21 protein-coding genes and 1 pseudogene are annotated in these 17,193 nt (G+C 71.4%); 13 read left to right on the top strand and 9 right to left on the bottom strand.

Features of this window, described 5'->3' with window-relative positions; all coding sequences use genetic code 11:
• Positions 1 to 41: 41 nt before the first annotated feature.
• From DI005_RS28850 to DI005_RS28865, 4 genes are all read left to right on the top strand, one after another.
• A complete protein-coding gene (locus DI005_RS28850; RefSeq protein ID WP_112270015.1) occupies positions 42 to 539 on the top strand; it encodes a DUF2975 domain-containing protein in 498 nt (165 codons plus the stop codon).
• Positions 539 to 790 carry a helix-turn-helix transcriptional regulator gene (locus DI005_RS28855; RefSeq protein ID WP_112270013.1) on the top strand — a complete coding sequence of 84 codons (252 nt, stop codon included), beginning with the start codon at positions 539 to 541 and terminating at the stop codon, positions 788 to 790. The genes DI005_RS28850 and DI005_RS28855 overlap by 1 nt, the downstream gene beginning before the upstream one ends.
• An 85-nt stretch (positions 791 to 875) precedes the next feature.
• Positions 876 to 1,427 carry a hypothetical protein gene (locus DI005_RS28860; RefSeq protein ID WP_112270011.1) on the top strand — a complete coding sequence of 184 codons (552 nt, stop codon included), beginning with the start codon at positions 876 to 878 and terminating at the stop codon, positions 1,425 to 1,427.
• A 55-nt stretch (positions 1,428 to 1,482) separates the two neighbouring features.
• Positions 1,483 to 2,253 (top strand): endonuclease I family protein, encoded by a 771-nt coding sequence (locus DI005_RS28865; RefSeq protein ID WP_113644241.1) that lies wholly within the window; start codon positions 1,483 to 1,485, stop codon positions 2,251 to 2,253.
• Here the strand turns inward: DI005_RS28865 and DI005_RS28870 are convergent.
• On the bottom strand, positions 2,216 to 3,202 hold the full coding sequence (locus DI005_RS28870; protein ID WP_113644242.1) for a DMT family transporter: 987 nt from the start codon (positions 3,200 to 3,202) through the stop codon (positions 2,216 to 2,218). The two genes, DI005_RS28865 and DI005_RS28870, sit on opposite strands and share 38 nt — an antisense overlap.
• Here DI005_RS28870 and DI005_RS28875 point away from each other — a divergent pair.
• The 3 genes from DI005_RS28875 (at position 3,201) to DI005_RS28885 (ending at position 5,803) form a co-directional block, all read left to right on the top strand.
• The gene (locus DI005_RS28875) at positions 3,201 to 4,619 is read left to right on the top strand and encodes a PLP-dependent aminotransferase family protein (protein ID WP_113644243.1); all 1,419 of its coding nucleotides are present in this window, start codon (positions 3,201 to 3,203) and stop codon (positions 4,617 to 4,619) included. The two genes, DI005_RS28870 and DI005_RS28875, sit on opposite strands and share 2 nt — an antisense overlap.
• Positions 4,616 to 5,014, top strand: coding sequence for an NUDIX domain-containing protein (locus DI005_RS28880; protein ID WP_113644244.1), 399 nt, complete (start codon positions 4,616 to 4,618; stop codon positions 5,012 to 5,014). The genes DI005_RS28875 and DI005_RS28880 overlap by 4 nt, the downstream gene beginning before the upstream one ends.
• Positions 5,015 to 5,551: 537 nt before the next feature.
• Positions 5,552 to 5,803, top strand: a complete 252-nt coding sequence (locus DI005_RS28885) for a hypothetical protein (protein WP_233520353.1) — start codon at positions 5,552 to 5,554, stop codon at positions 5,801 to 5,803.
• A 41-nt stretch (positions 5,804 to 5,844) separates the two neighbouring features.
• On the opposite strand, the gene DI005_RS28890 is transcribed toward DI005_RS28885, so the two are convergent.
• The 3 genes and pseudogenes from DI005_RS28890 to DI005_RS28900 all read right to left on the bottom strand — a co-directional run bounded on the left by DI005_RS28890 (position 5,845) and on the right by DI005_RS28900 (position 9,044).
• Entirely contained in the window at positions 5,845 to 7,116 is a 1,272-nt protein-coding gene (locus DI005_RS28890; RefSeq protein ID WP_112270000.1) for an MFS transporter, read from the bottom strand.
• A 20-nt stretch (positions 7,117 to 7,136) separates the two neighbouring features.
• A complete protein-coding gene (locus DI005_RS28895; protein WP_113644245.1) occupies positions 7,137 to 8,111 on the bottom strand; it encodes an alpha-ketoacid dehydrogenase subunit beta in 975 nt (324 codons plus the stop codon).
• Positions 8,104 to 9,044, bottom strand: a pseudogene (locus DI005_RS28900) (thiamine pyrophosphate-dependent dehydrogenase E1 component subunit alpha). Before DI005_RS28900 ends, DI005_RS28895 begins: the two are co-directional and overlap by 8 nt.
• Positions 9,045 to 9,151: 107 nt before the next feature.
• Here DI005_RS28900 and DI005_RS28905 point away from each other — a divergent pair.
• The 4 genes from DI005_RS28905 to DI005_RS28920 are packed head-to-tail and all read left to right on the top strand — an operon-like array spanning position 9,152 to position 12,849.
• Positions 9,152 to 10,480, top strand: a complete 1,329-nt coding sequence (locus tag DI005_RS28905; protein ID WP_199543284.1) for an adenylosuccinate lyase family protein — start codon at positions 9,152 to 9,154, stop codon at positions 10,478 to 10,480.
• A 12-nt stretch (positions 10,481 to 10,492) separates the two neighbouring features.
• Positions 10,493 to 11,272 carry an SDR family NAD(P)-dependent oxidoreductase gene (locus tag DI005_RS28910; RefSeq protein ID WP_112269994.1) on the top strand — a complete coding sequence of 260 codons (780 nt, stop codon included), beginning with the start codon at positions 10,493 to 10,495 and terminating at the stop codon, positions 11,270 to 11,272.
• A gap of 8 nt (positions 11,273 to 11,280) precedes the next feature.
• Complete coding sequence (locus DI005_RS28915) at positions 11,281 to 11,766, top strand: VOC family protein (protein WP_113644246.1); 486 nt, start codon at positions 11,281 to 11,283, stop codon at positions 11,764 to 11,766.
• A 48-nt stretch (positions 11,767 to 11,814) separates the two neighbouring features.
• Positions 11,815 to 12,849 (top strand): LacI family DNA-binding transcriptional regulator, encoded by a 1,035-nt coding sequence (locus tag DI005_RS28920; protein WP_112269990.1) that lies wholly within the window; start codon positions 11,815 to 11,817, stop codon positions 12,847 to 12,849.
• A 7-nt stretch (positions 12,850 to 12,856) separates the two neighbouring features.
• On the opposite strand, the gene DI005_RS28925 is transcribed toward DI005_RS28920, so the two are convergent.
• Positions 12,857 to 13,459: a TetR/AcrR family transcriptional regulator gene (locus DI005_RS28925; protein WP_112269988.1), complete on the bottom strand. Its 603-nt coding sequence runs from the start codon at positions 13,457 to 13,459 to the stop codon at positions 12,857 to 12,859.
• Between the two features lie 94 nt (positions 13,460 to 13,553).
• Here DI005_RS28925 and DI005_RS28930 point away from each other — a divergent pair, with 94 nt between their 5' ends.
• Positions 13,554 to 13,952, top strand: coding sequence for a DUF4345 domain-containing protein (locus DI005_RS28930; RefSeq protein ID WP_112269986.1), 399 nt, complete (start codon positions 13,554 to 13,556; stop codon positions 13,950 to 13,952).
• A 437-nt stretch (positions 13,953 to 14,389) separates the two neighbouring features.
• Here DI005_RS28930 and DI005_RS28940 read toward each other — a convergent pair whose 3' ends face one another.
• The gene (locus DI005_RS28940) at positions 14,390 to 14,797 is read right to left on the bottom strand and encodes a VOC family protein (RefSeq protein ID WP_233520356.1); all 408 of its coding nucleotides are present in this window, start codon (positions 14,795 to 14,797) and stop codon (positions 14,390 to 14,392) included.
• A gap of 9 nt (positions 14,798 to 14,806) precedes the next feature.
• Entirely contained in the window at positions 14,807 to 15,175 is a 369-nt protein-coding gene (locus tag DI005_RS28945; RefSeq protein ID WP_112269981.1) for a helix-turn-helix domain-containing protein, read from the bottom strand.
• Positions 15,176 to 15,265: 90 nt separating this feature from the next.
• Here DI005_RS28945 and DI005_RS28950 point away from each other — a divergent pair, with 90 nt between their 5' ends.
• Positions 15,266 to 15,904, top strand: coding sequence for an NAD(P)-dependent oxidoreductase (locus DI005_RS28950; RefSeq protein ID WP_113644248.1), 639 nt, complete (start codon positions 15,266 to 15,268; stop codon positions 15,902 to 15,904).
• Positions 15,905 to 15,906: 2 nt separating this feature from the next.
• On the opposite strand, the gene DI005_RS28955 is transcribed toward DI005_RS28950, so the two are convergent.
• Together DI005_RS28955 and DI005_RS28960 are read right to left on the bottom strand one after the other, a co-directional pair.
• Entirely contained in the window at positions 15,907 to 16,269 is a 363-nt protein-coding gene (locus DI005_RS28955; protein ID WP_113644249.1) for a hypothetical protein, read from the bottom strand.
• A 132-nt stretch (positions 16,270 to 16,401) separates the two neighbouring features.
• Positions 16,402 to 17,055 (bottom strand): maleylpyruvate isomerase N-terminal domain-containing protein, encoded by a 654-nt coding sequence (locus tag DI005_RS28960; protein WP_113644250.1) that lies wholly within the window; start codon positions 17,053 to 17,055, stop codon positions 16,402 to 16,404.
• Between the last annotated feature and the right edge of the window lie 138 nt (positions 17,056 to 17,193).

Below are 17,193 nucleotides of genomic sequence, written 5' to 3' on the forward strand. Positions count from 1 at the left end.
TTTCGATAGATTCCTATCGCGGGTCGATCGAAGGAGAGACGATGGGAAAGCTGACGGTGCTCGCCCTGCGCGCCGTGCTCGCGGTGCTGCTCGCCGGTTCGGTGTTCGTCCAAACGGTGATGGTCACGCTGCTGGCCAGGGACCTCGAGTCGCTCGACCCCGACTACGCCTACCTGCGCACCCCGATCCTCGTGATCGTGGTTCTCGGCATCGTGACCATCCAGGTGGTCCTGGTCTGCGTCTGGCGGCTGGTGACAATGGTGCGCCGTGGCACCGTGTTCTCCCACGCCTCGTTCCGCTATGTGCACATCGTCATCGGCGCGATCGTCGCCGGCGCGCTGCTGGTGTTCGCGCTCGCGGTCGTGCTGGCTCCCGGAGAGGCCGTCGCCCCCGGCATCGTGCTCCTGCTGTGCGGTGCGGTCGTCGCGATACTCGGGGTCGCGCTCACCGTCCTCGTGTTGCGGATGCTGCTCGCCCAGGCCGTCGCCCGCGACGCCGAGGCCACGCAGTTGCGGGCCGAGCTCGGGGAGGTGATCTGATGCCGATCGCCGTCGACATCGACGTGATGCTGGCCAAGCGCAAGATGTCCGTGGGCGAGCTGGCCGACCGCGTCGGCATCACCCCCGCCAACCTCGCGGTCCTCAAGAACGGCCGCGCCAAGGCGGTCCGCTTCACGACGCTCGCCGCGCTCTGCGAAGCACTCGACTGCCAACCGGGGGACCTGCTGCGCTGGGTGCCGGGCGATATCGGGGACGGCGTCGTCGTGTCTCCGGAGCACAGCGCCGGGTAACCGTCGTGGCAGCCTCCGGTCAGCACGCACCGCCGCGCGACGCACTGCCATACCTTCGCCTTCACCGACTCGGGAAGGGTGAACCATGGCAACGGAAAGCGAGCTGGGCGCGGTGCTCGGACGGTACCCGACCGACAACCGGCGCAGGCGGAGGATCGCCATCCTGGCCACGCCCCTCGGCGCTGTCGCCGGATGCCTCGGCATGCTGATGATGCTGCTCATCGCCGGCAACGAACCGGCATCCGCCATGGTCTTCCCCGCTTTCGTCACCGGATTCGGGTTGGGCGCGCTGTTCGCCGGCCTGTGGCAGGCCCGGCTGGCCGCCACCCGCACCGACGAGGTCTTCACGCTGTACCAAGGCGGTCTCGGCCACGCCTACGCCGGAACGTCCTGGGCGGTGAGCTGGAGCGACATCGCCGGAGTCAAGGACAACGGCAGGGACACCGCTTTCCAGCGAGCACTGGGTCTCGACGTCCACTACCGCGTCGCTCTGCGCTCCCCCGTCGGCGGGCGAAGGAGCGTGACGATCACCGGCCTGACCCACGACGCCGTGGGTCTCGCCGAGGCCGTTCGACAGGCTGCGTCGGCGTGCTCGTCACCGGAAGTTCACGGGGTCAACGACGTTCGTCGGTACTGAGCCGGCACTTCGGCGTGCGAGCGTGATCGGGCGAAAACGATCACGGGGAGAACAGATGCGCACTCGAATCGTACGCACGCTGGCGGGCACGCTGTCCGCGCTCGCGGTCACCGGGACCGTGCTGGCGCCTTCGGCCACCGCACAGGACGACTACTACTCCGGCACCGAAGGACTGACCGGCGACGCCCTCAAGGCCAGGCTGCACGAGATCATCAGCGAAAGCGAGCAACTGTCCTACGACCAGGTGTGGGAGGGATTGCAGGTCACCGACGAGGATCCGGCCAACGCGAACAACGTGATCCTGCTCTACAGCGGCGAATCCCGTGCCAAGAACGGCAACGGTGGCGACGTCGGCGACTGGAACCGGGAGCACGTCTGGGCCAAGTCCCACGGCGACTTCGGCACCGCGCCCGGCCCCGGCACCGATCTGCACCACCTGCGGCCGACGGACGTGCAGGTCAACAGCACCCGCGACAGCAAGGACTTCGACAACGGCGGCAGCGAGGTCGACGGCGCGCCCGGCAACTACACCGACGGCGACTCCTTCGAACCGCGCGACGAGGTCAAGGGCGACGTCGCACGGATGATCCTCTACATGGCGGTGCGGTACGAGGGCACCGACGGTTTCGCCGACCTCGAGCCGAACGACCAGGTGGGCAACGGCTCGGCCCCCTACCTGGGAAGGCTCTCGGTGCTGCTGGAGTGGCACGCCGCCGACCCGCCGGACGCCTTCGAACGCAACCGCAACAACTTGATCCACGAACGGTTCCAGCACAACCGCAACCCGTTCATCGACCGCCCGGAGTGGGCCGGCGAGATCTGGTGACCTCACCGGCCACAGTGGACGACGCGCTCGGTCCGAGCCGCGCGCGCACGGCGGTTCCGGCGCAGGCGATCACGGCGATGCCGCCCAGCACCGTTGGCCAGGTGAGCTGCTCGCGCAGCAGCAGCGCGGCCAAACAGATGCTCAGCACGGGCTGGACGAGCTGCACCTGACTGACCCGCGTCATCGGGCCGATCGCGAGCCCCCGGTACCAGGCGAAGAAGCCGAGGAACATGCTCACCACGGCCAGGTAGGCGAACGCCGCCCACCCGGCCGGGGTGGCGCTCGGCGGGTCCCTGACCACCGAGAGTCCGGTGAGGACGATCATCATTGGCGCGGCGAGCACGAGCGCCCACGACACGGTCTGCCAGGCTCCGAGCTCGCGCGCGAGCAGCCCGCCCTCGGCGTAGCCGATCGCGGCAGCGACGACTGCTCCGAACAGCAACAGGTCGTACCAGTGCAGCCCACCGAGTCCACCGCCCTGCGTCGCGGCGAACGCGACGGCGGCGAGTGCGCCCACGGCCGCTATGACCCAGAAGGATCTCGGTGGCCGCTCGTGTCCCCGGAGCACGGCGAGCACGGCGGTCGCCGCGGGCAGCAGCGCGATCACGACGGCGCCGTGGCTCGCGGGAGCGGCCGTCAGCGCGAAGGACGTGAGCACCGGGAAGCCCACCACCACTCCCCCGGCGACCACAGCGACGCGGACCCACTGCGTGCCGCGGGGCGGCCGCTGCCCGGTGAGCGCCAGTGCGGCGGCCGCGAGCAGCGCGGCGACCACCGCCCGGCCGGAGCCGATGAACAGCGGCGACAGCCCGCCGTCCTCGACGGCGAAGCGCGTGAACGGGACGGTGCACGAGAACGCCGCGACCCCGAGCAGCCCCCACCAGAGGCCGGCCGGGTGCTGCGATAGCGCCGAAGCACCGGAGCGAGTAGCGCTACTATTGGCTGACATGTCCGACGATAGCAGTGGCCGGATCGTCGCGGGGCTCCGCGACTGGATCGCCACGGCCGCGCCCGGTGCGAAGCTGCCGTCCACCCGCGCACTCGCGGCACGCTACGGCGCGGGCCCCGTCACGGTGCAGAAGGCCCTGCGGGTGCTCGCCGCGCGGGGAATGATCGAAAGCCGTCCCGGTGTCGGCACTTTCGTCCGTGCGGTGCGGGTCGCCCGTCCGCACGACTACAGCTGGCAGACCGCCGCGCTGGGGTCTCCGGCGAACCGCTCCCCCGCGCTGTCCACCCCGCTGCGCACCGTGCCGAACGACGTGATCGCGTTGCACTCGGGTTTCCCCGACCGGGAACTGCTACCCGAACGGCTCGTGCGGACCGCCTTCACCCGCGCCGCCCGCGGTGCCGCGGCCGTCAGCAGACCACCCGCGGCGGGACTCCCGGAACTGCAGGCCTGGTTCGCGGCCGAACTCGGCGCCGCCTGCCCGGCCGGGATCACGCCGCCCGCGCCGAGCGACGCGATCGTCATACCGGGTAGTCAGAGCGGGCTCAGCACCGCGTTCCGCGCGCTGGCCGGGGCGGGCAGGCCATTGCTGATGGAGTCACCGACCTACTGGGGCGCGATCCTCGCCGCCAGGCAGGCGGGCGTTCAGCTCGTGCCGGTGCCCAGCGGCGGCGGCGGGCCGGACCCGGACGAGCTGGCCCGCGCCTTCCAGCGCACCGGCGCCCGCGCCTGCTACGCACAGCCGAACTTCGCCAACCCCACCGGCGCGCGCTGGTCGCCCGACGTGGCCGACCAGGTGCTCGACACTGTGCGCAGGCACGGGGCCTTCCTGATCGAGGACGACTGGGCGCACGACTTCGGGATCACCGCCGACCCCGTGCCGCTCGCCGCGCGCGACGACGGCGGGCACGTCGTGTACCTGCGGTCGCTGACGAAGAGCGTGTCGTCGGCCGTGCGCGTCGCCGGGATCATCGCGCGAGGCCCCGCGCGCGAGCGCATCCTCGGCGACGTCCAGGCCGAGGCCATGTACGTGAGCGGCCTCCTGCAGGCCGCCGCGCTCGACGTGGTGACCCAGCCGGCCTGGCGCACGCACCTGCGCGGGCTCCGGCACCAGCTCGCCGCCCGCCGCGACCTGCTCACCTGCGCTCTGGCCGAACACGTCCCCGCCGCGCACCTCGACACGATCCCCCAGGGCGGGCTGAACCTCTGGGTACGGTTGCCGGACGCCACCGACCTGGCCCGGCTGGTGCGGGACTGTGAAGCCGCGGGGGTGATCGTCGCCGCGGGCACCGAGTGGTTCCCCGCCGAGCCCACGGGGCCGTACCTGCGGCTCAACTACGCGGGCCCGAACCCGGGCGCGTTCCCCGAGGGGGTGCGCCGCATCGGCGAGGCGCTGGAGCGCGGTAGGAAGGGACCATGACGACGATCGACAAGATCGCCTGGCTCCGGATCGAGGACGGCAGGCTCCTCGGTGCGCGGTCGCGCGGCAAGGACGTGTACTACCTCCCCGGCGGCAAACGCGAGCCCGGCGAGACCGATCTCGAGACCCTCGCCAGGGAGATCGGCGAGGAGCTCACCGTCGACATCGAGCCCGGCACCGCCGTGCACGTCGGCACCTTCGAGGCACAGGCACACGGCCGCACCGGCGGAACCGTGGTGCGCATGACCTGCTACACCGCCGACTACCGGGGCACACCCGCACCCGCCGGCGAGATCGACGAGCTGCGCTGGCTGATCTACGCCGACCGCGACCGCGTGTCGCCGGTGAACCGGCTGATCTTCGACCACCTGCACGAGAGCGGCCACCTGCGCTGAGGCGCGCGCTCTTTCCTCGGTCATCCCCGCCAGGCGCAGGTGAATGTCGGCGACCTCGTCCCCGGCGCCGGGAGCCCGTCCGGCTCGGCGAACCGGGCGACCAGTCCGGTCACCGGGACCGAGATCAGCACCGAGGGACCACGGGCCGGGCTCGGCCCCGCACGACGAGGCGCTCCAGGAACCGGGCGTTGCGGCGCTCGACACGGGCGCAGACCTCGTCCCTGTTGTTCCGGAACCCACGGTCGCTCAGTGCCTGGTGCGACTCGGCCTCCGCTTGCTCCCGGAGGCGCGGGACTCCTGTCCGCGCTACGCGGGTCGAGATCGCGGGCGACGTCTGCTACCGTGCCTGGCATGCAGCTGCCTCTGACGTCGAAGCGAGACGTAGTAGTGAGGCGCGCCGGCTGAACCCAGGTCGCCGGCGCGCAGCGCTGCCGACCGCGGACGAGCGGCATTCTTCTCGGGGCCTGGCCCGGATCCTGTCAGTCCTCGAACTGGAGATCCTCCATGTCTCTCGCCATCGGCCCAGCCACACATCGCATGCCCTCTGCCCGCGCGGCGTTCCCCATGCGCCGCCGGATCGCCACCTACTTCACCGGGGGTGTCGAAGGGCTGCTCACCCTGTCCTCGGCCCTGCACCAGGGCGGATACCAGGTGCACGACCTGACCGTCGACATCCACGACGGCGTCGCCGAGAGCAGCGTCGTCTGCACGATCATGACCACCGACGTCGAGCAGCTGCTGGAGAGCCTCCGCCAGCTGCCCGCCATCGTCTCCGCCGAGCTGCTGTAGCGGCGCGCGGGGAGCCGGACCGGCCCGGCTCCCCGCTCCGCTCACACCGGCACCTCGGCCGGGGTCCGCCCACGCTCCCGCACCAGGATGAGCACCGCCAGTGCGCCGCCGAGCGTCAGCACGCCGGCGAAGACGAACGCCGACGTGTAGCTGCCAGTGGCCTGCACCACCGCACCGGTCACGATCGGCGCGAGTATCCCGGCCAGCGTCGAGCACATCTGGATCACACCGGCGAGCCGCCCGGTGTAGCGGGACGGAACCAATGCCACGACGAGCGCCTGGTACTGGTAGCTGGCGAGCAGGAAGAACGTCGCCACGCACACCAGGACCATGCCCAGCGTCGGCGAGCTCACCAGCGGCGAGGGACCGAAGCAGACCGCTACCGCCACCAGACAGCCCACGATCATCCACTTGCGCGGCGTGACGAAGCTGCCGGTGCGCCGGATCAGCCGGTCGGCCACCAGCCCACCGACCACGAGCCCCGCCGTCGCCGCGACCCACGGGATCGTCCCGATACCACCGAGATCGCCCTTGTCCACGCCGCGCGCGTCGACCAGGTACTGGGGGTACCAGGTCATGAACATGAACAGCACCCAGGAGTAGGCGAAGAACGCGATCGCGAGCGCGACGATGCGCCGGTCCCGCAGCAGCTCCCAGAACCCCGCGGTCTGCCGCGCGGCCGACCGCTCGGCCGCGGACTCGTGGTCAGCCGTGATGAACGCGCGCTCCGCGTCGTCGACCTTCGGGTGGTCGGCGGGCCGGTCCCTCGCCACGAACCACCACACCGCGCACCAGACCACGCCGAAAGAGGCGAGCAGGACGAACGTGGGACGCCAGCCGATCGACGTGCAGGCCCAGATGATCAGCGGGGTCGCGATGATCGGGCCGATCGTCGTACCCGCCTGCGCGAGGTTGAGCATCGTCGAGGTCTGCCTGCGGGGGAACCAGTTGGCCGTCAGCTTGGTGCTGATCGGCGCCTGCGGCCCCTCCCCCGCGCCGAACAACAGCCTCGCGATGATGAATGACACCGCGTTCCAGGCGCTCGCCGTCAGCGGGATGGTCAGCGACCAGAAAAGCATGCACACCGTGTACGCGCGCCGGACCCCGATCCGGTCCACCATCAGCCCGCCCACGAGCGCGAAGGGCGAGTACGTCCAGAAGAACGCGCTCAGGATCACGCCCCAGACAGCGGGCGAGAAGTCGAACTCCGCGAGGATGAAGGGCGCGGCCACCGACAGCGCCACCCGGTCCCCGTAGTTGATCAGGCAGGCCAGGAAGTTCATCGCGAACACCCGGTAGCGGATCTTGGTCATCGTTGACTCTCCGTCGGTCCTCAGGCGCGGGTGAACTTCCGCAGCTCGGTCAGGATCTGCTCGGTGTCCGGGATCAGCGCACCGGCCAGTGCGGTCGCCGCCGGAATGCGGGTGTCCGCCGCGCCGAGGCGCAACGGCCTGCCGGACAGCACACCGGCCTCCAGCGCACGCACCACGACCTCGCCGCCGAACCCGCCGGTGACGTTGGCCTCGTGTACCACCGCGAGGCGCCCGCCGGTGGCGGCGACGGACCGATGCACCGCCTCGTGGTCGAACGGGTTGAGCCACGGCGTCTCCAGCACCGTGACCTCGGTGCCCTCTTCGGCGAGCCGGTCGGCGGCGGCGAGCACGCGGTGCGTCATGGCTCCCCAGGTGACGACAGTGGCCGCCGCGCCGGTACGGCGCATGGTGCTGCCGCCGATCGGCGCGGGCGCGCCGCCGGTGGCCACCTGCTGCTTCTCGCCCAGATAGAGCGTGCGGTTGTCGAACACCACCACCGGGTCGTCGCAGTACACCGCCGAGACCATGGAGTCGTAGGCGTTCTGCGGCGTGGACGGCACGACCACGCGCAGGCCGGGCACGTGCGTGAACAGCGCTTCCAGGTTCTGCGAGTGCTGGGCACAGGCGGCGGGCGAGTTGCCCTGCTGGGTCCGCACCGTCAACGGCGCCGCCAGTCGCCCCTGCGAGACGTAACGGATGTTCGCAGCCTGGTTGACCAGCTGATCGAGCGCGACGAGGAAGAAGTCGGCCCACATGATCTCGACGATCGGCCGCCTGCCCATCATCGCGGCTCCAACGGCGGTGCCGAGAATCGCCGACTCGCTGATCGGCGTGTCGAACACCCGGTCGCCGAAGTCCTTCCAGAGCCTGCGCGTCACCCCGTGCACGCCGCCCGGCTTGGCGACGTCCTCGCCGTAGAGCAGCGTTTCAGGCAGTTCCTCCAGGCACCGGCGCAGCGCCGCGTTGACCGCGCCGGCGTAGTTCAGCTCAGGCATACAGGTGCTCCTTCGCGGTCGCTGGGTCGGCAGGCGGATCGGCCAGCGCGGTCGCCGCTGCCGCGTCGACCTCGTCACGGGCGGCGCGCTCGATCGCCTCCGTGTCCACTCCGGACTCCGCGAGCGCGGCCGTGGCCCGCGCGATGGGCTCGGCGCGACCGTCCTCCTCCAGCTCAGCGCGGGTGCGGTACTGCTGCACGTCGCCGATGTAGTGGCCGACAAGTCGCTGCGTGATCAGCTCGACGAACGCGGGGCCCCGGCCGTCCCGCGCCGCGTCGGCGTACCGGGCGACGGTGGAGCGCACGAGGGCCGGGTCGTTTCCGTCGATGCGAGTGGCGGCGATGCCAGCGCGGTCGCCCTGTCGGTGAGCGCCTCGTTGCGCACCATGTCCCGGATGGGCGTCAGCTCGGAGTACCGGTTGTTCTCGCACAGGAACAGCACGGGCAGGTCGAACGCGGCCGCGAAGTTCATCGCCTCCGCCACCGCGCCCTGGTTCATCGCGCCGTCACCGAACACCGTCATGGCGATCCGGCCGCTGCCGTCGTGCCTGCCGGCCAGCGCGGCGCCGACCGCGTGCGAGACGCCACCGCCGACGATGGAGTTCTCACCGTGGAAACCATGGTCGGCCGCGCTGAAGTAGGCCGAGCCGCCACGCCCGCCGTTGACCCCGGTCGCCCTGCCGAGCAGCTCGGCGAACAGCGGCCGCAGCGGGACCCCCCGCGCGATGGCCCAGCCGTGGCCACGATAGGTCGCGAACAGTGCGTCCTGCTCGGTCAGCGCGGTGCACGCGCCGACGGGCCCGGCCTCCTGCCCGATGCACAGGTGCACAGAGCCAAGCAGGTCACCGGCTTTGTGCAGTTCCCGCAGCTTCTCCTCGAAGGCACGGATCCGCCACATCGCGAGCAGATCGGCCTCGGGCCCTTCCCGTGTCATCGCCACCTCCGTCCTGTAGAAGTCAAACGATTGATCTCTCGATCATTGCCTTAGTGCGACTGCGACAGTACGGTAAGACAAACGATTGACTACGACAAGGGAGGACGATGGGCCCGCACCGCTTCGAGATGCTGCTCGGGTTGTACGGCGACGAGAAAATGGCGGCGATCCTGTCGGAGGACGCCATGATCAGCTCGTGGCTGCGGGTCGAAGCCGCTCTGGCCACCGCGCAAGGCGAGCTCGGCCAGCTCGATCCGGCCGATGCCAACGCCATCGCTGCCGCCTCGACGCCGGCGAACATCGACCGTTCGCGACTGTGGAAGGAAACCCGCACCGTCGGTTACCCGATCCTGTCGCTGATCCGGCAGATCGACGCCGCGCTTCCGGAGGAGCGCCGCGGGCGGGTCCACTACGGAGCGACGACACAGGACATCATGGACTCCGGCCTTGCCCTGCAGCTGACGGACGCCGCGGACCGGCTGGACGAGCTGCTCACCCGGCTCGGTGACGCACTGGCCGAGCTGGCCCGCGAGCACGTGTCGACGGTGATCGCCGGCCGCACTCACGCGCTGCAGGCCGTGCCCACCACGTTCGGCGCCAAGCTCGCCACCTACCTCGCCGAGCTGGCCCGCCACCGCGACCGGCTGGCAACGGCACGGGAGCGGCTCGGTGTCGTCTCCCTGTTCGGTGCGGGCGGCACCTCCGCCGCCTACGGCGCGACCGCCCCCGCACTGCGGGCGCGTGTGGCCGAGCTGCTCGGCCTTCGCACCACCGACGTCCCGTGGCACGTCGCCAGGGACGGGCTCGCCGAGTTCGGGCTGGCCTGCTCGCTGTTCACAGCCACCTGCGCCCGGCTGGCCCGCGAGGTGGTCGACCTCTCCCGTACGGAGATCGCCGAGCTGAGCGAGGCGTCCGGGCATCACCGCGGCGCCTCGTCGACGATGCCGCAGAAGGCCAACCCCATCGAGTCCGAGGCGGTCATCGGCCTCTCGGCCACGGCGGGAGCGCTCGCCTCCTCGCTGTTCCGTGCCATGGAGGCCGGGCACGAACGCGCGGCGGGAGAGTGGCAGGCGGAATGGCAGGTGCTCCCCCAGCTCGTGAGCCTGTGCGCCGCCGCGCTGCGCACCTCTTCCTCCATTGTGGAGGGTTTGCAGGTCTTTCCCGAAACCATGCGCGCCAACCTCGACGCGGACGGCGGGCTGGTCCTGGCCGAGGCGTACATGATGCTGCTGGCGCCGCGGCTCGGCCGCGAGCGCGCGCACGACGCCGTCTACGAGGCGGTGGGCCGCTGCCGGGCGAGCGGCGAGTCCCTGGCCGACGCCCTGCGCGACGTACTGCCGGATGATTTCGAGCCGGTGTCCCCCGAGCGGTACGTCGGGGACCCGCAGCTGACCGTCGACGCGGCACTCGCCCAGTGGCGCGCCGGAAAGCCCTGAAGGAGGAACGAAGTGGGACGTTTCGAAGGCAGGACCGCCATCGTCAGCGGCGCGGCGGGCGGCATCGGCAGAGCCTGCGCGCTGCTACTGGCCGACGAGGGCGCGCACGTGGCGGTGACCGACATCGCCGCCGACGGCGCGAGGCAAACGACCGAGCTGATCACCGCGCGCGGCGGCCGCGCGGCGACCTTCCCCGCGGACATCACGTCCGGCACCGCGGTCCGGGACGTCGTGGCCGCCGCGGAACAGGAGCTGGGCCCGGTGACACTCGCGGTCGCGGCGGCCGGGATCATGCGCAACGGCCCGTTCCTCGAGCTGTCCGAGAACTGCTGGGACACCACGATGGCCGTGAACCTCAAGGGCGTCTTCCTTCTCCTCCAGGAAGCGGCCCGGCGAGCGCGCGCACACGGCGGCGGGGCGCTGACCGCGATCTCCTCCGTGGCGGGCCGGGGCGCCCGGCCGACCTCGGCCGACTACGCGGCCAGCAAGGCGGGAGTGATCAGCCTCGTGCGCTCGGCGGCGCAAGCACTGGCCGCCGACCAGGTCAGGGTGAACGCCGTCTGCCCGGGTGTGGTCGACACCGAGATGACGCAGGCGATCCACCGGGAGCGCGCCGTTCTCGAGGGCATCACCCCCGAGGAGTCCTACGCCCGGATGGTGGCCCGGATCCCGTTGGGCCGCACCGTTTCCGCGGTGGAGGTCGCCGAGACGGTGGCGTTCCTGCTCTCCCCTGCCGCGTCGTACATCACCGCACAGGCGGTCAACGTCTGTGGCGGACTGGAAATGGATTGAGGAGCGACATGCTGCACGGTGTCTGGCACTTCAGCTTCACAGTGTCCGATCTGGACGTTTCGGTGGCGTTCTACCGCGACCGGCTGGGTTTCGAGCTGGTGCACACACAGGAACAACGCAACGCCTACACCAGCGCGCTGGTCGGCTATCCCGACGCGCACCTGCGCGTGGCGCAGCTCGCGGTGCCGGGCCAGCCGCGGAACCTCTCGAGCCACGACCTCGAACTCGTCCAGTACCTGAACCCGGTGGGCAGGCGACTCGGCATCGAAATCCGCGACCCGGGCGCCGCGCATCTCGCGCTGACCGTCGACGACATCCACGAACGGTACGCCGAGCTTTCCGCGGCGGGGGTGAAGTTCTACTCACCGCCCAACGCGATCACCGCCGGTGTCAACGAGGGCGGTTTCACCTGCTACTTCGAGGACCCCGACGGCGCCGTGCTGGAAATGGTGCAGCCTCCGGCACACCGCATGACCCGGCCGGGCCCGACGTGACGGCTAGACTCCGGGCCAGGTCGTAGTCACAGCGAAGGCGAGGACGTGATGCCGGGCAGGCCCAAGCAGGCACACAGCGGCAAGGTCACGCTCGCGGACGTGGCGACGGTCGCGGGCGTCGACCGCTCGGTGGTGTCCAGGGTCATCAACGACGACCCGAGGCTGAGTGTGCGGCAGGAGACCCGGCAGCGCGTGCTGGACACCATCGAGCGGCTGGGCTACCGGCCCAACGCGGCAGCTCGCAGCCTGCGCACCGCGCGGGCCTACATGTTCGGGCTCTTCATCCCGGACTTCGCCAACCCGGTGTACGCCGAGATCATCAAGGGGGCGGAGCAGGCCGCGAACCAGCTGGGCTACGGGCTCATGACCGCGAGCTCCGGCGGCGTCCGGCTGGGGCTCCAGCACTATCTCGACCTGCTCGGCCAGAGCCGCGTCGACGGGTTGCTGTTCGCGGGCGAGGAATCCGGGCACGAGCTGGAGCGGCTGCGTTCGGCGTCGGTGCCCTGGCTGCTGGTCAACCGCCGTATCGAGGGCTCGCGGCGATATGTGGTGCTGGACGACGAGCGCGGCAGCGGACTGGCCGTGGAGCACCTCGCGGCGCTCGGTCACCGCCGGATCGCGCACCTGGCGGGCCCGGAGACCGCGGACACCGCCCGCCGCAGGCGAGCCGGTTACACCGCGGCGATGGCGGCCGCCGGGCTGCGCACCGGCACCCGCTACACGGCCCACGCCGACTACACCCCGGAGGGCGGGGCGGCGGCGATGCGGGAACTCCTCGCGGTCCGGCCCCGCCCCACTGCGGTGTTCGTCGCGAACGTCGCCTCCGCGGTCGGCGCGCTCCGCACCCTGCACGAAGCGGGACTCTCGGTGCCCGGCGACATGTCCGTCATCGCCATGCACGACATGTCGCTCGCCGGCCACCTCGTCCCCGCGCTCACCACCGTGCGGATGCCACTGGAGGGTCTCGGCAGGCGGTCGCTCGAACTGCTCGCCACCACGCACCCGCAGGACGACATCACCGAGGTCGTCGCCGAGCCCGTCGAGGTGGTCGTTCGCGCCTCGACCGGCCCGCCCACCCCGTGAGCCCGTCCTAGCCAGGGCGCTCGAGCCGGTCGACATCGACGACGGCGCCGAGCGCGCCGAGCAAGGCACCGACGCACATGTCGCGCAGCTGCGCGCGCGAGAACGCCTCGGTGGTCAGCCACTCGACGCACAGCGCGCGCACGAACACCAGCCAGCTCATCAGCGCCGAGGAGACCAGCTCCCGGTCCCGGTCCTCGAACGCGGTCACGTCGAGCAGCCTGCCGCGCAGCACGTCGAGCTCGCCCTCGATGACGGCCTGGATCACGGGGTCCCCCGCGAGCACGCGGTTGGCCGCGAGCACGGTGTTGCGGTTCGCGACGAAGTATTCGAAGTGCGCGTCGAGGCCGGCCGCCAGCTGCGCCGACAACGGCAACCCTGGCTCGAGCCTCGTCTGTGCCAGGAGCCGGTCCGCGGCGCGCTGGTACACGGCGGCGAACAGGTCCCGCTTGTTCGGGAAGTACCGGTACAGCAGGGCTCTTGAGACGCCTGCCTCCTCGGCGACGTGCTCCATCAGCACGTCCGCGTACGGCCTGGCCGCGAACAGCCGGGCGCCCACGTCGAGGAGCCGCCTGCGGCGTTCGGCGGGGAGGAGCCTGCTGCGAGTGGTCATCTCACCACGCTACTTGACACGTGTCTACCAGCGGCAGTAGCTTCGAATTCACTAGTAGACGCGTGTCTACTAGTGCGCAAGGGGGGTGCTCGACATGGCGAGGCTGCTGAGATCGCTCGCGCTGCTCATGGGGATCGTCTGCGCGGCCATCGGCGTGTTCCACTTCGCGCTGGGCATCGACTCGGTGCCGGGCGAGGGCTCGGCAGGGGCGACCGTCGACAGCCGCGAACGGTTCTACGGCGCGCTGTTCCTGGGCTACGGCCTGCTCTGGGTGTGGGCGGCACGGCGGTCACCGATCTCCGCGACCGTGGTGCGGTGGCTGTCCGGGATCTTCCTGCTCGGCGGTGCGGGCAGGCTGCTCTCGCTGGCGATCCATGGCCCGCCACAGTGGTTCCAGGTGGTGCTGACCGGCATCGAGGTCGTGCTGCCGTTCGTGTTCTTCTGGCTGGCGAGCGCCGACGAACGGGCCAACCGGAGTGTGGCGAGCGCGTGAAATCCGCGGCCAGGAGGCCTACACCTCGAGCTCGACGATCCGGGAGTACCTGTGGCCGTCGGGGCCGCACGCGACGACCGGGACCCGGCCGTCCTGGACGGGTTCGAACGTGGCGGTGATCCGGCCCGGCCTCGTTGCCCCCGGCTTCCCTCACCGTGCGCCGGCCCTCGGCGGTGTGCACCTGGATGTCGAAGTCACGCAGGCCCATCACGGCTGCACGACGCTGCGAGTCCTGCCAGTGGAGCTCGAGGCGCCCCAGCGCGGTGCGCGTCGCCGGCCCGACGCCGTAGGCGGCAGCGGCACGCAGACACTCGCGTGCTCGCGGGGAGGCACGGTCATGATCGAAATCCGGGCCCGACGCCGGGTGAACGACGCGCTCCTCCGCGGGCGACGCGCCACGTGCCAATCGGTGAACGTCCGCGGCGGTTGACCGGCCGTCATCGTCCGTACGCGGACTCCAGCAGCTCCGGGGGTGGCGCGAGGGTGGTGATGCAGAACGGGTGCCCGGCCGGATCCAGCAACACCCGCCAGCGCGGATCGGGCTGAGGTTCGGCCCTCGTCGCGCCAAGCGAGAGAGCCCGTTGCTCGGGCTCGGCGAGCTTCTCCCCCGCGCTCAGATCCAGGTGCACGATCGAGGTCCCCGGCCAGACCGGCGGCTGGTAGTCCGGCACCCGTTGCAGCACCAGCAGCAGTCCCGGCACCTGCACGGCCGCGCTGCGCTCCTCGCTCCACAGCAACCGGCCGCCGAGCAGACCGACGTAGAACGCGGCCAGCTCATCGGGATCGGCGCAGTCCAGTGACACGCCGACGAAACGCAGCTGATCGGACGGTGAGGACTCCGGCACGGCGCCAGCCTACGGGTGCCGCTCCCGCGCATCGAGGATCTGGTCCCAGTTCTCCGCGGCCCACGCGCATGCGGTCGCCAGCGGCTCCAGCATGCCGCGCCCCAAGGGCGTCAGCGCGTACTCGACGTGCGGCGCCGGGCCGGACCGCACCGTGCGCGAGATGAGCCCGCGGCGCTCCAGGCCGCGCAGCGACTGGGTCAGCACCTTCGGGGTGACGCGGTGCAGCGGCACGCGCAGCTCGGAGAACCGGCGCGGGCCGTCCTCCAGGCACCGCAGCACCAGAGCCGACCACTTGTTGTCACCGAAGCGGAACGGCACCAGCCCGGACGGGCAGACCTCATCGAACATGTCGCGGGGAAGCGGCCGCCGGTCGCTCATGGGTGCTCTCCTGCCTGTCTCGGTATCCAGGTGGTAACCGCCCCGCTGGATAGCTTCCAGAGCACCTACTCGACGGGAGGTATTCCGGGGATGAGCAAGATCGTCGTTTTCGGCGCGGGTGGCCGCGCGGGCAGGTCGGCCGTGGCCGAGGCACGCCGACGTGGACACGACGTCACCGCGGTGGTGCGCGACCCCGTGCGGCACGGCGGCCTGGCGACCGAGGGCGTGCGGATCGCGGCCGGTGACGTCACCGACGTGGCGACCGTGGCCGCTCTCGCGGCCGGGCACGACGCCGCGATCCACGCGGCCGCCGTGTACGGCGAGGGCACCGATCCGGACGCATTCTTCCCCGGCGCCGCACGGGCGCTCGTCAAGGGGCTGCCCCGGGCCGGAGTGGACAGACTCGTCGCGATCGGACTGTCCGTGCTGCTGCCCGGCGCCGACGGGACCCGCGCGGTGGACGCGCCCGGCTTCCCCGCCGAGTTCCGAGCCTTCTGCCTGGCCCACGAAGCCGGTTTCACGGTCGTCCGCGACGAGGGCGACGCGCTGGACTGGGTCTACGTCACCCCGGCGGGCGACTTCGGCCACGAGGGCGAGCCCACGGGCAGGTACGAGGTACGCGCCCACGGCGAGCCCGAGGCCCGAATCTCCTACGCCGACTTCGCATTGAGTCTGCTCGACGAGGCCGGGACCCCACGGCACCACCGGAGCCACCTGATCGTGACGTGACCCTACGGGAGCGGGCGTCCCGGTACGCCGACGTCGAGGGTCAGCACACCCGGGGTCGGGGTCGGCGAGAACAGCGAGAAGTTGGCGATGTAGAGCGTCCGCTGGTCGCCGCGCGCCGTTCCGAACGCCGCCGTGCTCGGCTGGTTCAGCCCGTCGGCGGCCGTCGCGAGGGTCTCGATCGCGCCGTCGGCGCCCACCCGCAGGACGAGGTTCTGCGCGGTGACGACGTAGATCGCGCCGTGGACGTCGAGCGCGATGCCGTCGGCGCCGACCAGCTGCGGCGACCGCGTGACCGTCGCCGTGGCGGCCAGCGCGACGCCGCCCGCGAGTCCGGCGAGCCATCGGCGGTTGGTTACCGTTGCCACGCGTCATCCTCCTTGGATCCACCGCCCGGCCCCTCGCCGGACATGATCATCACGGTGCGGGTGGCGGCGGGCCAGGGGAAGGTCGCGCGGCGGCCATCGCTGGCCGGTGGCCATGACCTGCGCGAACGGCGCTCAGCCGAGGGCGAGCGGGAGCTTCGCGGCCACGTCGCCCAGTTCCGCGTGCTCCGCGTCGCTCGGGGCCCGCCGCCCCGTACCGACGCGCAGGGCGTCCGTGTCCGGCCACGACCGAGGGAACGCGAACCCGGCGATCTTCTCCAGCAGCTCGCGGGAGCGGGCGAGGCCCTCGGCGGGCGGCCCGGCCGCGTCCGGCAGGTGCGCGATCAGATCGAGGTGGTGCAGCGTCCACTCCAGGACGTACGCGGCGAGGTAGTCGCCCGCGGTGAGGACCTCGTCGCGCGTGCCGACCCGCAGCTCCGGGTCGGCGAGCTCCGCCGCCCGCCCGGCCGCGGAGCCGACGTCGTCGAGGTGGAACTTGAGCAACCACGGCTCCTCGTACGCGGCGGCGAGGCGCACGATCAGCGCGTCGAGCGGGTCCGTGCCGGTCGGCGGTTCGACGACGTTCCAATAGGTCACCGCGTCCCGCGTCGGCTCCGAATCCACGGGGGTCGCGAGGGTGATCAGGACGTCCTGGGCGTCGATGACGAGGTGGCACGCCAGGTCGCGCACAAGCCAGCCGGTGCAGCCGGAGGGCCGGGCGAAGTCCTCGTCGGCGAGTCCCGCCACCGCGCTGCGCAGTGCCGCCCACGAGCGCGAGAAGAGATCCACGGCCGCAAGGTAACAGCGCCCTTCCGGGTCGGCGACCGGTTTCCCGGCGGCGCGTGTGCCAGCGGAGCTCCGAGCTCCCTGGCGCGGCGGCCGGAGGACAGCCCACAACGGGGAGTCCGTGCTCTCACGCCGACGAGC

The organism is Prauserella sp. PE36 (assembly GCF_003311655.1).
Classification (GTDB): domain Bacteria; phylum Actinomycetota; class Actinomycetes; order Mycobacteriales; family Pseudonocardiaceae; genus Prauserella_A; species Prauserella_A endophytica.